This is a genomic window from Streptomyces lydicus (assembly GCF_004125265.1).
Classification (GTDB): domain Bacteria; phylum Actinomycetota; class Actinomycetes; order Streptomycetales; family Streptomycetaceae; genus Streptomyces; species Streptomyces lydicus_C.
In genome coordinates this window covers 2532003-2545909 of sequence record NZ_RDTE01000003.1, presented here as the reverse complement: position 1 = coordinate 2545909, position 13907 = coordinate 2532003, and the positions used below count along the sequence as shown (strand labels likewise).

14 protein-coding genes are annotated in these 13907 nt (G+C 72.0%); 11 read left to right on the top strand and 3 right to left on the bottom strand.

Annotated features, from left to right (window positions below):
* Positions 1 to 102 precede the first annotated feature (102 nt).
* The gene (locus D9V36_RS13575; protein ID WP_129294005.1) at positions 103 to 1239 is read left to right on the top strand and encodes a D-alanine--D-alanine ligase family protein; all 1137 of its coding nucleotides are present in this window, start codon (positions 103 to 105) and stop codon (positions 1237 to 1239) included.
* 58 nt (positions 1240 to 1297) lie between these two features.
* Here the strand turns inward: D9V36_RS13575 and D9V36_RS13570 are convergent, their stop codons facing one another.
* On the bottom strand, positions 1298 to 1777 hold the full coding sequence (locus D9V36_RS13570) for a DUF3515 domain-containing protein (RefSeq protein WP_129294004.1): 480 nt from the start codon (positions 1775 to 1777) through the stop codon (positions 1298 to 1300).
* A 21-nt stretch (positions 1778 to 1798) separates the two neighbouring features.
* Positions 1799 to 2032 (bottom strand): Lrp/AsnC ligand binding domain-containing protein, encoded by a 234-nt coding sequence (locus tag D9V36_RS13565; RefSeq protein WP_088800256.1) that lies wholly within the window; start codon positions 2030 to 2032, stop codon positions 1799 to 1801.
* Positions 2033 to 2190: 158 nt separating this feature from the next.
* On the opposite strand from D9V36_RS13565, the gene D9V36_RS13560 reads away from it, so the two are divergent.
* Positions 2191 to 3159, top strand: a complete 969-nt coding sequence (locus tag D9V36_RS13560; protein ID WP_129294003.1) for a thiamine-phosphate kinase — start codon at positions 2191 to 2193, stop codon at positions 3157 to 3159.
* An 89-nt stretch (positions 3160 to 3248) separates the two neighbouring features.
* Entirely contained in the window at positions 3249 to 4064 is an 816-nt protein-coding gene (thiD, locus tag D9V36_RS13555; protein WP_129294002.1) for a bifunctional hydroxymethylpyrimidine kinase/phosphomethylpyrimidine kinase, read from the top strand.
* Positions 4065 to 4286: 222 nt separating this feature from the next.
* On the opposite strand, the gene rpmB is transcribed toward thiD, so the two are convergent.
* On the bottom strand, positions 4287 to 4472 hold the full coding sequence (gene rpmB / locus D9V36_RS13550) for a 50S ribosomal protein L28 (RefSeq protein ID WP_018087178.1): 186 nt from the start codon (positions 4470 to 4472) through the stop codon (positions 4287 to 4289).
* 233 nt (positions 4473 to 4705) lie between these two features.
* On the opposite strand from rpmB, the gene D9V36_RS13545 reads away from it, so the two are divergent.
* The 8 genes from D9V36_RS13545 to rnc all read left to right on the top strand — a co-directional run bounded on the left by D9V36_RS13545 (position 4706) and on the right by rnc (position 13832).
* On the top strand, positions 4706 to 6349 hold the full coding sequence (locus D9V36_RS13545) for a DAK2 domain-containing protein (RefSeq protein ID WP_129294001.1): 1644 nt from the start codon (positions 4706 to 4708) through the stop codon (positions 6347 to 6349).
* A 127-nt stretch (positions 6350 to 6476) separates the two neighbouring features.
* On the top strand, positions 6477 to 9461 hold the full coding sequence (locus D9V36_RS13540; protein ID WP_129294000.1) for a helicase-related protein: 2985 nt from the start codon (positions 6477 to 6479) through the stop codon (positions 9459 to 9461).
* 185 nt (positions 9462 to 9646) lie between these two features.
* Positions 9647 to 10246 (top strand): 16S rRNA (guanine(966)-N(2))-methyltransferase RsmD, encoded by a 600-nt coding sequence (gene rsmD, locus D9V36_RS13535; protein WP_129293999.1) that lies wholly within the window; start codon positions 9647 to 9649, stop codon positions 10244 to 10246.
* A complete protein-coding gene (gene coaD / locus D9V36_RS13530) occupies positions 10243 to 10755 on the top strand; it encodes a pantetheine-phosphate adenylyltransferase (RefSeq protein ID WP_129293998.1) in 513 nt (170 codons plus the stop codon). Before rsmD ends, coaD begins: the two co-directional genes overlap by 4 nt.
* Positions 10756 to 10882: 127 nt before the next feature.
* Entirely contained in the window at positions 10883 to 12022 is a 1140-nt protein-coding gene (locus D9V36_RS13525; RefSeq protein ID WP_129293997.1) for an ATP synthase F0 subunit B, read from the top strand.
* A gap of 166 nt (positions 12023 to 12188) precedes the next feature.
* Complete coding sequence (locus D9V36_RS13520) at positions 12189 to 12818, top strand: YceD family protein (RefSeq protein WP_206739824.1); 630 nt, start codon at positions 12189 to 12191, stop codon at positions 12816 to 12818.
* 2 nt (positions 12819 to 12820) lie between these two features.
* Complete coding sequence (gene rpmF / locus D9V36_RS13515) at positions 12821 to 12994, top strand: 50S ribosomal protein L32 (RefSeq protein ID WP_003951102.1); 174 nt, start codon at positions 12821 to 12823, stop codon at positions 12992 to 12994.
* A 19-nt stretch (positions 12995 to 13013) separates the two neighbouring features.
* On the top strand, positions 13014 to 13832 hold the full coding sequence (gene rnc, locus D9V36_RS13510; RefSeq protein ID WP_129293995.1) for a ribonuclease III: 819 nt from the start codon (positions 13014 to 13016) through the stop codon (positions 13830 to 13832).
* Positions 13833 to 13907: the final 75 nt, after the last annotated feature.

The following is a 13907-nucleotide window of genomic DNA, read 5'->3' as shown; positions in this document are numbered from 1 at the left end:
GGGTGCCCGGCCCCCGGCCCCTGTGGCGGCCGTCGGCGCGACGCCACCAACGGCCGCCACAGCACTGACTCCGCGCCGGTCAGCAGGTACCCTCAACCCGATATGAGCAGCGAGACCTCCCCACACAAGCCCCGCGTCGCCGTCGTGTTCGGCGGCCGCAGCTCCGAGCACGCGATCTCCGTGCTCACGGCCGGCGCCGTGCTGCGCGCCATCGACCGCGAGAAGTACGACGTGCTGCCCATCGGCATCACCACCGACGGCCGCTGGGCGCTGACCGCCGACGACCCCGAGCGGATGGCCATCGCGGACCGGCAGCTGCCCACGGTGGCCGCGCTCGCCGAGTCGACCGAGGGCGCCGTGGTGCTCCCCGTCGACCCCACCAACCGCGAGGTCGTCTACAGCGAGCCGGGCTCGGTCCCCAAGGCGCTGGGCGAGGTCGACGTCGTCTTCCCCGTGCTGCACGGCCCCTACGGCGAGGACGGCACCCTGCAGGGCCTGCTGGAGCTCTCCGGTGTGCCCTACGTCGGCTCGGGCGTGCTCGCGTCCGCCGTCGGCCAGGACAAGGACTACATGAAGCGGGTCTTCACCTCCTTCGGGCTGCCGGTCGGCCCGTACGAGGTCATCCGCCCCCGCGAGTGGGAAAAGGATCCCGCAGCCGCCCGCAGGAAGATCGTGGACTTCGCCGGAGAGCACGGCTGGCCGCTCTTCGTGAAGCCCGCCCGGGCCGGCTCGTCCATGGGCATCACCAAGGTCGACGACCTCGGCGGCCTGGACGAGGCGATCGAGGAGGCCCGCCGGCACGACCCCAAGATCCTCGTGGAGTCGCTGCTGCGCGGCCGCGAGATCGAGTGCGGGGTGCTGGAGTTCGAGGACGGCCCGCGGGCCAGCGTGCCGGCCGAGATTCCGCCGGTCACCGCGCACGACTTCTACGACTTCGAGGCCAAGTACATCGACTCTGCGGACGGGATCGTGCCGGCCCCGCTGAGCGACGAGCAGACCGCGAAGGTCCAGGAGCTGGCCGTCGCGGCCTTCGAGGCGGCGTCCTGCGAGGGGCTGGTGCGGGCGGACTTCTTCCTGCAGGACAACGGCGAGTTCGTGATCAACGAGATCAACACGCTCCCCGGCTTCACGCCCATCTCGATGTACCCGCGGATGTGGCAGGAGAGCGGTGTGAGCTACCCGGAGCTGATCGACCGGCTCCTGCAGGCCGCGCTGCAGCGCTCCACGGGACTGCGCTGAGCCGGCTGCCCGCGCCGGGCGGCCGGTCCGCCCTTTCGGGGGAGTCGTCCCAGGGCCCCTACACCCCGGTGGGAACCGTCTTCTGCACGGCGCCCCCGAGATCGGTGAGCACATCGACCTCGGGGGCGTACTTCCCGGGCACGGTCACCTCGACGTAGGCCTTGCGCAACACCGTCGTGAAGCGGTATCCGTCGTCCTGCTTCTCAAAGAGCCATTCGACCCCGTTGACTTCCGCCGCGTCGGCACGGGGGTTGTAATGTTCACTCCCGTACGTCAGGACGTCGGGCTTCGGCACCCCGCAGCGCAGTTTCACGGCAGGATCGCCCCACATGGCAGTGAAGTCGGATTCGGGCTCGGGGGTACCCCGCTTCAGCCCGTCCACGGTCGGCGGCAACTCCTTGTGCAGCGCCTTGCAGTACCGCGCGGCCGCACCCTCGGGGGAGGGCACGGCCACGTCCTCGGAAGGGGAACAGCTCACCGCGGCGAACAGCACGGTGAGCACCGGAAGGGCCAGGTACCGGCGGCGCGTAGAGATCACCCGGCCGAGGATACGGGGATGCTAGAGATGGACGACCGGGCAGGTAAGGGTGCGCGTGATGCCTTCCACTTGCTGGACCTTCGCGACCACCATGCGGCCCAGCTCATCGACCGTGCCGGCCTGAGCGCGCACGATGACGTCATAGGGACCGGTCACATCCTCGGCCTGCAGCACACCATGGATCGTGGAGATCGTCTCAGCTACCGCCGAGGCCTTGCCGACCTCGGTCTGGATCAGGATGTAGGCCTGTACCACGGAACCTCCAGGGCGGCTACGAGGATCATGTGGGAAGAAGGGACGCCACGGTACCGCGTCACCGAGCGGAGCGGGGAGACCCGCGCGGTGAACACGGCAAGTACGGCACAGTCGTCAGCCACGTACGGACCGTCCGTACACATGGGAAGGGCAACAGCATGAAGGGCACCGTGGGCGAGCTGGGGGAGTTCGGGCTGATCAGGGAGCTCACCTCCCGGCTCACCACCACTCCGGCCGTACGGATCGGGCCGGGTGACGACGCCGCGGTGGTCACCGCGCCGGACCGGAGGGTGGTCGCCAGCACCGACATCCTCCTGGAGGGCCGGCACTTCAGGCGCGACTGGTCCACCGCCTACGACGTCGGCCGCAAGGCCGCCGCGCAGAACCTCGCCGACATCGCGGCGATGGGCGCGGTGCCCACGGCGATCCTGCTCGGCCTGGTGGTGCCCGCGGAACTCCCCGCCACCTGGCCGACCGAGCTGATGGACGGGCTGCGCGACGAGTGCCAGGTGGCCGGCGCCGCGGTCGTCGGCGGGGACGTGGTGCGCGGCGACACCATCACCGTCTCCATCACCGCGCTCGGCGATCTGCGCAACCAGGAGCCGGTCACCCGGGCCGGCGCCCAGCCCGGCGATGTGGTCGCGGTGACCGGCTGGCTCGGCTGGTCCGCCGCCGGGCATGCCGTCCTCTCCCGCGGTTTCCGCTCGCCGCGCGCCTTCGTGGAGGCCCACCGCCGCCCCGAGCCGCCGTACCACGCGGGCCCGGCCGCCGCCGGACTCGGCGCCACCGCCATGACGGACGTCAGCGACGGACTGGTCGCCGACCTCGGGCACATCGCCGAGGCCAGCAAGGTCCGGATCGACCTGCGGTCCGCCGGTATCGACATCCCCTCGCAGATGTCCGACATCGGCACGGCCGTCGGCGTGGACCCGATGCAGTGGGTGCTCAACGGCGGCGAGGACCACGCGATCGTCGCCACCTTCCCGCCCGATGTGAAGCTGCCCGCCCGGTGGAAGGTCATCGGCGAAGTGCTCCACCCCTCCGCGCTGCCCCAGGTGACGGTGGACGGCGCCCCCTGGGCGAAGGCCGGCTGGGACCACTTCGGCGACAACGGGGATGCCGAGTAGGCCGCGCAGGCCACGGGCGGTGGCGCCGGAGGCGACGGCACCACGGGCGCCCGCGGGCCCGACGGCTGCCGCCGAGTAGATTCGGCGGTATGCACATACCTCCACGCGTCCTGACCGTCGCCGGGTCCGACTCCGGCGGCGGCGCGGGCATCCAGGCCGACCTCAAGACGATGCTGGCGCTCGGCACCCACGGCATGAGCGTGGTCACCGCCGTCACCGCCCAGAACTCCCTGGGCGTACAGGGCGCGTGGGAGCTGCCGGCCGAGGCCGTACGGGCCCAGTTCCGCAGCGTCGTCGACGACATCGGCGTCCAGGCGGTGAAGACCGGGATGCTCTCCTCGGCCGGACTCGTCGAGACCGTCGCCGAACTGCTCGCCGGACTGCGGGTCCCCGTCGTCATCGACCCGGTGGGGGTCTCCAAACACGGCGACGCGCTGCTTGCTGCCACCGCCCTGGACGCGGTCCGCACCGCGCTGCTGCCGACGGCCACCGTCGCCACCCCCAACCTGGACGAGGTCGCCCAGCTGACCGGTATCCGCGTCGAGGAAGAGGCCGATATGCGCCGCGCGGCCGCCGCGATCCTGGACTTCGGCCCGCGCTGGGCGCTCATCAAGGGCGGCCATCTCCCCGCCGGCCGCGACGACAGCGCCGTCGACCTGCTCACCGACGGCACCGAGGAGCACTGGCTGCGCGCCCCGCGGCACGACAACCGGCACACCCACGGCACCGGCTGCACCCTCGCCAGCGCGCTCGCCGCGCAGCTCGCCAAGGGGGATACGGTCCCGCAGGCCACCGCGGCCGCGAAGGACTATGTCACCGGCGCCCTCGCGGCCGGTTTCCGGCTGGGCGCGGGCATCGGCCCCGTGGATCACGGCTGGCGATGGCGCGGGCGCGACGCGCACTGAGGGCGTGCACGTCGGCCCCGGGCCGGGCGCCGCACTGTGGCACCGCGGCCCGGGGAACGGCAGGAGGAGCGCCAAGCCGCCGAGCCGCCAAGTTACAAAGCCGCCGAGCCGCAAAGACGGCAGAAGCCGTGCTCGTTCCCCCCCGGAAACGGAAGAAGCCGGTCCACCACGAGGTGGACCGGCTTTCCAAGCAACCGGCTGGGCTGCGCTACGGCTAAGACGTCAGCGCGAGACCTTGCCGGCCTTGATGCACGAGGTGCAGGCGTTCAGCCGCTTCGGCGTGCGCCCGATCACTGCACGCACCGTCTGGATGTTGGGGTTCCAACGACGGTTGGTACGGCGATGCGAGTGCGAGACACTCTTGCCGAAGCCCGGCCCCTTGCCGCAGACGTCGCAGTTGGCAGCCACGGGTCACTCCAAAGACTTCAGATGCACTTACGGTGAAATCCCGACGAGCCGAGTGCATTGCCCGGACGGCACCGTCAGGAGAGGAATGGCCCGATTCGCATCGGGCAACCGGAGCAGCATACAACGACCGCTCCCGTAGAACGAAACTACCACGCACCCACCGGCCCCCGCCCCGGCCCCGCCCCCGCAGCGCGGCTACTGTGCGGTGGCATCCCGCGACTCAGGAGGACGACGTGCCGTACCCGCTCGACGCCGCCGCGGTCCGCTCCTGGTGCGGACTGGCCCTGGAGGCGCTGGGACGGGAACGCGAGCGGATCGACGCGATCAACGTCTACCCGGTGGCCGACGGCGATACCGGCACCAACCTCTATCTGACCCTCGAATCGGCGGCCCGCGCGGTCGAGGCCGCCTTCGACGGTCATGCTTCGGCCGGCACCGCCCCCCGTCTCGCCGACGCCATCGGCGCCATGGCGCACGGCGCACTCATCGGGGCGCGCGGCAACTCCGGCACCATCGTGGCGCAGCTGCTGCGCGGGATGACCGAGGTGCTGGCCGCCACCGACGGCTCCGCCGACGCCCTGCGGCGGGCCCTGCGCCGGGCCGCCGCATCGACCTACGAGGCCGTCGCCCACCCCGTGGAGGGCACCGTGCTGACGGTGGCCGGCGCCGCCGCCGATGCCGCGGAACGCGCCGCGGGCGGCGATGCCGGGGCCGCCGAAGTCGCCCGCGCCGCCCACGAGGGCGCCCGCAGCGCCCTCCAGGAGACCCCCGGTCAGCTCGCGGTGCTGGGCAGGGCAGGTGTCGTGGACGCCGGCGGCTGCGGACTGGTCACGCTGCTGGGCGCGCTCGCCGATGTGCTGTCCGGGGAGGTCTCGGCGGTGCCGGTCGCGGTACGCGCCGACGCCCCGCTTCCCGAGCCGGCCGGCTGCGGGGTCGCGGGCCGGGCGGCGGCGGACGGCCGGGGGGACCCGGACGGGCCCGCCTTCGAGGTGATCTATCTGCTGGAGGCCGACGACGCCGCCGTGACGGGGCTGCGGGCCCGGCTCGACGGGCTCGGCGACTCCCTGGTGGTGGTCGGCGGGGACGGCCTGTGGAACGTCCATGTCCACGTCGACGACGCGGGCGCCGCCGTGGAGGCGGGCATCGAGGCGGGGCGCCCGTACCGGATCCGGATCACGCACTTCGGCGGCGCCCGCGCCAAGGAACCGGAGATGACGGCGCGGGCCGTGGTCGCGGTGGTGCCGGGTACCGGGCTCGCCGGACTGTGCGCCCAGGCCGGCGCGACGCCCGTCCCGGTACGCCCCGGGGAGCCGCCCGCCAGCGGCGAACTGGTGCAGGCGATCCGGCAGGCGCACGCCCGTGAGGTGATGCTGCTGGCGAACGACGCCGAGCTGCGGCACACCGCGGCGGCCGCCGCCGAGGAGGCCCGCGCCGAAGGCGTACGGGTCGCGCTCATCCCCACCCGCTCCGCCGTCCAGGGCCTCGCGGCGCTGGCCGTGCACGAACCCGGCCGCAGCTTCGACGAGGACATGGTCGCGATGACCGCGGCCGCGGGCGCCACCCGTTACGCCGAGCTGGCCCTCGCCGAGCGGCAGTCGTGGACGATGGCCGGCGTCTGCCAGGCCGGGGACGTCCTCGGCCTGATCGACGGCGATGTCGCGGTGATCGGCTCCGACCTCACCGGCACCGCGATGACGGTGCTCGACCGGATGCTGTCGGCGGGCGGGGAGATGGTGACCCTGGTCCTCGGCGCGAAGGCTCCCGACGGGCTCGCCGGGCGGCTGGAGGAGTACGTCCGCGAGCGTCATCTCGCCGTGGACACGGTCGTCTACGACGGGGGCCAGCACGCCGCGCCGCTGCTCATCGGCGTGGAGTGAGCGCGCGGTCCCGGTGTGCGCGCGTCCGGGGTGAGCGTCGGGGCCCGCGCGAGCGTGCGGGCCGGCGGGAGCGCGCCGGGCGGGTCGGCCGGCCGCGATTGTCACAGGCGTGGTGTGCAATAGAGGCGTGGCAGCGCTCGACGAACCTCTCAAGAAAATCCTCGGTGGCACCACCGCAAAGGTGCTGGCCGAGCATCTCGACCTGCATACGGTCGGCGACCTGTTGCACCACTACCCGCGCCGTTACGCCGAGCGCGGCGAACTGACCCGCCTCTCGGACCTCCCGCTGGACGAACACGTCACGGTCGTCGCCCAGGTCGCGGACTCCCGGGTGCTGAAGTTCAACGGCGGCCGGGGACAGCGCCTGGAGGTGACGCTCACCGACGGCAGCGGCCGCCTCCGGCTGGTCTTCTTCGGCAAGGGCATCCACAAGCCGCACAAGGATCTGCTGCCCGGACGCCGGGCGATGTTCGCCGGCAAGGTCTCGGTCTTCCACCACAAACTCCAGCTCGCCCACCCCGATTACGAGCTCCTCGACGGCGACGCCGAGGGCGGGGCGGATGCGGTGAGCGCCTTCGCCGGCCAGCTCCTGCCCATCTATCCGGCCTGCCAGCAGATGGCGTCCTGGAAGATCTCCAAGGCGGTCGACGCGGTGCTGCCCAGCGCGCGCGACGCCGTCGATCCACTGCCCGGGGCGCTCCGGGACGGCCGGGAGCTGGTCCCGCTCACCGAGGCGCTGCTCAAGATCCACCGCCCGGCGAGCAAGGCCGATATCGCCGCCGCGCGGGACCGGCTGAAGTGGGACGAGGCGTTCGTCCTGCAGGTCGCGCTCGCCCGGCGCCGCCTCGCCGAGACCCAACTCCCCGCGGTGGCAAGGACGTCGACCACCGGCGGCATCCTCGACGCCTTCGACGCGAAGCTGCCCTTCACGCTCACCGACGGCCAGCTGAAGGTCAGCCGGGAGATCTTCGACGACCTGGCGACCGAACACCCCATGCACCGTCTCCTCCAGGGCGAGGTGGGCTCCGGCAAGGCCCAGCCGCTGGATGCGCTGGTGCTGACGCCGCGCGGCTTTAGTCCCATGGGGGAGATGGCCGTCGGCACCGAAGTGGTGGTGCCCGGCGGCGAGCTCGCCGTGGTGGACGGCGTCTTCCCGCAGGGCGAGCGCGAGGTGTGGCGGCTGGTGCTCTCGGACGGCAGCGCCGTCGAGTGCGACGACGAGCATCTGTGGATCGTCGGGGAGGGCGATGCCGAGGAGAAGGTGCTGACCACCCGCGAGCTGCGCCGGGACCTGAACGACCCCGGCGGCCGCCCCCGGTGGTCGATCGCGGCCGCCGTGCCGGTGGACCTCGACGACGGCGGGGACCGGCCGCTCGATCCGTATCTGCTGGGCCGGGAGCTGGCCGCGGACCGGGGCCCCGCGGCCCGGGTGCCGGGTGCCTACCGCAACGCGCCGCTCAAGGACCGGCTGGCCGTGCTGCGGGGCCTGCTGGAGACCGGGAGCGGGCATGCCGGGAGCGGGCCCGCCGGAGCCCCCGCGGTGTTCCGTGCCGCGCACCGCCCGCTGGCCGACGACCTCGCATGGCTGGTGCGCTCGCTGGGCGGACGGGCCCGGCTGAGCGCCGTGGGGGAGGGGCCGTACGACGTCGACGTGGCGCTGCCGGAGGAGGGCGGGGCAGGCTTCCGGCGCACGATCCACGCCATCGAGTACGTCGGCAGCAAGCCCGTCCAGTGCATCAGCGTCCGGCACCCCTGCCACGCCTATGTGACCGACCACTTCACCGTCACCCACAACACCATGGTCGCGCTGCGCGCCATGCTCGGCGTGGTCGACAGCGGCGGCCAGGCCGCGATGCTGGCGCCGACCGAGGTCCTGGCCCAGCAGCACCACCGCTCGATCACCGAGATGATGGGGGAGCTGGCCGAGGGCGGGATGCTCGGCGGCGCGGAGCAGGGCACCAAGGTGGTGCTGCTGACCGGCTCCATGGGCGCCGCCGCCCGCCGTCAGGCGCTGCTCGATCTGGTCACCGGCGAGGCCGGGATCGTCGTCGGCACCCACGCCCTGATCGAGGACAAGGTGCAGTTCCACGACCTTGGCCTGGTCGTCGTCGACGAACAGCACCGCTTCGGCGTCGAGCAGCGGGACGCGCTGCGCGGCAAGGGCAAGCAGACGCCGCATCTCCTGGTCATGACGGCGACCCCCATTCCGCGCACGGTAGCCATGACCGTCTTCGGCGATCTGGAGACCTCGGTCCTGGACCAACTCCCCGCCGGACGCTCGCCGATCGCCACCCATGTGGTGCCCGCCAAGGACAAGCCGCACTTCCTCGCGCGCGCCTGGGAGCGGGTCCGCGAAGAGGTGGCGGCCGGACACCAGGGCTATGTGGTGTGTCCCCGGATCGGCGACGAGGAGGACGCGCCCAAGGGGGCGAAGAAGGCGGCCGGTTCCAAGGGGGCCGCGGACCAGGCGGGTTCACCGGAGGACGCGGAGGAGAAGCGGCCCCCGCTCGCGGTGCTCGACATCGCCGGGCAGCTCGCCGAGGGACCGCTCGCCGGGCTGCGGGTGGCGGTCCTCCACGGCCGGATGGCGCCGGACGACAAGGACGACGTGATGCGCCGGTTCGCCGCCGGTGAGCTGGATGTGCTGGTGGCGACGACCGTCATCGAGGTCGGGGTGAACGTCCCGAACGCCACCGCCATGGTGATCATGGACGCCGACCGTTTCGGCGTCTCCCAGCTGCACCAGCTCCGCGGCCGGGTCGGCCGTGGCGCGGCGCCCGGACTGTGCCTGCTGGTCAGCGAGATGCCCGAGGCCAGCCCGGCCCGCGCCCGGCTCGCCGCGGTGGCCGCCACCCTCGACGGCTTCGAACTCTCCCGTATCGACCTGGAACAGCGGCGCGAGGGCGATGTCCTGGGTCAGGCGCAGTCCGGCGTCCGCTCGTCGCTGCGGATGCTCGCGGTCATCGAGGACGAGGAGGTGATCGCGGCCGCCCGCGAGGAGGCCACCGCGCTGGTCACCGCCGATCCCGAGCTGACCGGCTATCCGGAGCTGCGGATCGCCCTGTCCGCCCTGCTGGACGAGGACCGGGAGCAGTATCTGGACAAGGGGTGAGCGGGGGCGGGGCGCAAAGCCGCCCGCCATGGGTCGTCTCGCCCGCCACCACGTGAGATCGATCACCACCGGGTACGCCTCCCGGTAGCCCCGGCCGGACGCCGGGCCCCGGCCGACGGAATATCGTGGAGGCGGAGCCCGCCCGGCTCCTCCTCACCGACCACGCGCAACGTTAGGACGGGCCCATGACCCGCGTGATCGCCGGTACGGCCGGCGGCCGCCGCCTGGCCGTACCCCCGGGAAACGGCACCCGCCCGACCTCCGACCGTGCGCGCGAGGGCATGTTCTCCACCTGGGAATCCCTCGACGGGCCGCTCGGCGGTGCCCGGGTCCTCGATCTGTACGGCGGCTCCGGCGCGGTCGGCCTGGAAGCGCTCTCCCGCGGCGCCGCACACGTCCTGCTGGTCGAGGCCGATGCCCGCGCCGTGCGCACCATCCGGGACAACGTCCGTGCGGTCGGCCTCCCGGGCGCCGAGGTCCGGGCCGGCAAGGCCGAGCAGACCGCCGCCGCACCGTCCCCGGGCGAGCCGTACGACATCCTCTTCCTGGACCCGCCCTATGTGGTGACCGACGCGGAGCTGTGCGAGATCCTGCTCACACTCCGTGGTCAGGGGTGGCTTGCCGACGACGCACTCGTCACCGTGGAACGCAGTACCCGAGGCGGCGCGTTCCCGTGGCCGGACGGTTTTGCAGCGATCAAGGCCCGTCGTTACGGCGAGGGGACGCTTTGGTACGGTCGCGCCGCTTCGACGTCCGCCGAATCGGCGTCAGTAAGCGTGTCATGACCGGATCGGAGAGCGAGGAACCCGAGTTGCGCCGCGCCGTCTGTCCGGGGTCATTCGACCCCATCACCAACGGGCACCTGGACATCATCGCCCGTGCCTCCAAGCTGTACGACGTCGTCCACGTCGCCGTGATGATCAACCAGTCCAAGCAGGGGCTGTTCACGGTCGACGAGCGGATCGACCTGATCCGCCGGGCCACCGCCGAGTACGGCAACGTGGAGGTCGAGTCCTTCCACGGTCTGCTGGTCGACTTCTGCAAGCAGCGCGACATCCCCGCGATCGTCAAGGGGCTGCGCGCCGTCAGCGACTTCGACTACGAGCTGCAGATGGCCCAGATGAACAACGGCCTGTCGGGAGTGGAGACGCTGTTCGTCCCCACCAACCCCACCTACAGCTTCCTCTCCTCCAGCCTCGTCAAGGAGGTTGCCGCCTGGGGCGGTGATGTCTCCCATCTGGTGCCGCCGTTCGTCCTGGAGGCTCTGACCGAGCGCCTGCGGAACAAGGGCTGACACCCGCCGGGCGCACCGGCCCGGCGCCTGGCTGACGGGGCGTCAGCCGGTGTCGGGGAAAGGGGCCGTGGACGTACAGTCGTCCCGTCCCGTCGTTCCAACCCCTTCAGAGAGTGGCGAGTCCAAGGTGGACGTGCAGAAGAAGCTCGACGACATCGTCGCGACCGTCGGCGGTGCCCGGTCCATGCCCATGTCGGCCTCGTGCGTGGTCAACCGCGCCGAGCTGCTCGCCATGCTGGAGGAGGTGCGGGCGGCGCTCCCGGGCTCCCTCGCGCAGGCGCAGGAGCTGCTGGGCGGGCGGGAGCAGATGGTCGAGCAGGCGCGGGCCGAGGCGGAGCGGATCATCGAGACCGCGCACGCCCAGCGCGGCTCGCTGATCTCCGACACCGAGGTCGCCCGGCAGTCCCAGGACGAGGCGGACCGGATCCTCGCGGAGGCCCGCCGGGAGGCGGAGGAGATCCGCGCCGAGGCCGACGACTACGTCGACAGCAAGCTCGCCAACTTCGAGGTCGTGCTGACCAAGACCATCGGCTCCGTCGACCGCGGCCGCGAGAAGCTGCTCGGCCGCGACCCCGGGCAGGGCGGGCAGGAGTTCCCGGACGAGGACGGCACCCAGCCCCCGGAGCGCAGCGCCGATCCGGAGACCCTGCGGCAGCGCGCCGACGCCTATGTGGACGCCAAGTTCGGGGCGTTCCAGGCCGTACTCACCAAGACGCTGGAGGCGGTCGGCCGGGGCCGCGACAAGCTCCAGGGCGCCCGTGCGATCGATGAGCTGGGCCTCCACCTGGCCACGCAGGGCGACCCGCAGGCCGGGCACCAGGCCGACGCCGACTATCTCGCCGGCCTGGCGGGCATCGGCGCCGAGCAGCAGCAGCCGCCCCAGGCGCCCCCGATGCCCCAGATGCCTCCCATGCCCGAGGCGCAACCCCAGCCCCAGGTGCAGGAGCACCAGCAGCCCCTCCAGCCCCAGCAGCAGGGCTACTACACCGACCCCGGGGTCTACCAGCAGCAGGACGTCTACGGCTATCAGCAGCCGCAGGAGGTCCCGTACGCCCAGCACCAGGACCCCTACGGCTACGACTGGCAGCAGGCACAGCAGCAGGGCTACGACCCGAACGCCTACCTCCAGCAGCAGGTGCCCCCGCAGCCCCAGCAGCCCCCGCACGGCCACCCCGCGCAGCCCGGTGCTCTGGACGAGACCAGCCTCTTCGACACCAGCATGATCGACCTGGACCAGCTCAGGGCGTACGAAGAGGGGCGCCAGTAGGCGGCCCCGCCCGCGGCCCGGGAGGGGACCGGGAGCGGATTGGGCCTATCGGGGCCCGTCCAGTATCCTGGCTCTTCGGTCGCGCGTATCTCCGCGATCTCTGCTGCCCGGATCCTGTCCAGCAGGAATACGGACGGCACGGAAAACCCACAGAAAGCAGGAAGCCATCAACGCCCGCCTCGACCACCGTTCCCCTCTCGTGTTCGACACACGCGAGCTGGGCCGGCGTCCCGGTGCGCTCAAGAGGGTCTCCCGCTCCGTCGAGGCCCCCCGGGACCTCGGCAATGAGGTCATCGGCGTACCCCAGGGCGCACCGATCGAGCTCGACCTCCGCCTGGAATCGGTCATGGACGGGGTGCTTGTCACAGGCACCGGCCGTGCAACCGTGAAGGGGGAGTGCGTAAGGTGTCTGGAGCCGCTGGAGCGAGAGCTCGACGCGGACTTCCAGGAGATGTTCGCCTACCCCGACGCCGACGCCAGGGTCCATGAGGACGCCGGCGACGACGCCGAGGACGAGGAGGACACCCTCTTCCTCGAGGACGACCTGTTCGACCTCGAACCCGTGCTGCGTGACGCGGTGGTGCTTGCACTGCCGATGCAGCCGGTGTGCCAGGACGACTGCCCCGGCCTGTGCTCCGATTGCGGAGTGCGGCTGGCGGACGACCCGGACCACCACCACGACGCCGTCGACATCCGTTGGGCGGCACTGCAGGGACTCGCCGGGACCGTCAAGGACGGCGAGAAGGACAACATGGGCGGCGCCGAAGCGGGCGTCGACGAGAAGCAGGAGAAGTAGCCGTGGCTGTTCCGAAGCGGAAGATGTCGCGCAGCAACACGCGCCACCGCCGGTCGCAGTGGAAGGCTGCGGTCCCCACCCTGGTGGCGTGCGAGCGCTGCCACGAGCCGAAGCAGCAGCACATCGCGTGCCCGAGCTGCGGCACCTACAACAAGCGCCAGGTCCTCGAGGTCTGAGCGGCTGGTGACAGGCTTCATGTCAGACGCCAATTCGACTTCCCGCAAACGCGGGGATGACCCGACTCCGGCGGACACGGCCTCGTCTCACACGCTTCTGGAAGGGCGGCTCGGGTACAAGCTCGAGTCCGCCCTTCTGGTGCGTGCGCTGACGCACCGCTCGTACGCATACGAGAACGGCGGTCTGCCCACCAACGAACGGCTCGAATTCCTCGGGGATTCGGTGCTCGGCCTGGTGGTCACGGACACGCTGTACCGCATCCACCCCGATCTGCCCGAGGGCCAGCTGGCCAAGCTCCGGGCCGCGGTGGTCAACTCGCGTGCACTCGCCGAGGTGGGCCGCGGCCTCGACCTCGGCGCCTTCATCCGCCTCGGACGGGGCGAAGAGGGCACGGGCGGCCGGGACAAGGCATCCATCCTCGCCGACACCCTGGAAGCGGTGATCGGCGCGGTCTACCTCGACCAGGGCCTCGACGCGGCCGGCGAGCTGGTACACCGGCTCTTCGACCCGCTCATCGAGAAGTCCTCCAGCCTGGGCGCGGGCCTCGACTGGAAGACCAGCCTCCAGGAGCTCACCGCGACCGAAGGCCTCGGGGTTCCGGAGTACCTGGTCACGGAGACCGGACCGGACCACGAGAAGACCTTTACTGCTGCCGCCCGCGTCGGTGGTGTCTCGTACGGCACCGGCACCGGCCGCAGCAAGAAGGAAGCCGAGCAGCAGGCGGCCGAATCCGCATGGCGCGAGATCCGCGCCGCGGCGGACGAGGCGGCCAAGGCAGCCGAGGCGGCCAAGGCGGCAGAGCCCGCCGAGACCGTCCCGGAGGACACCGCCGGCTAGCCGTACGGCGCACGCCATTGCGGCGCGGTACCCCACCCCCGTTGCGCTTCGGCGCACCGGGGGTCCTTCTTGTCC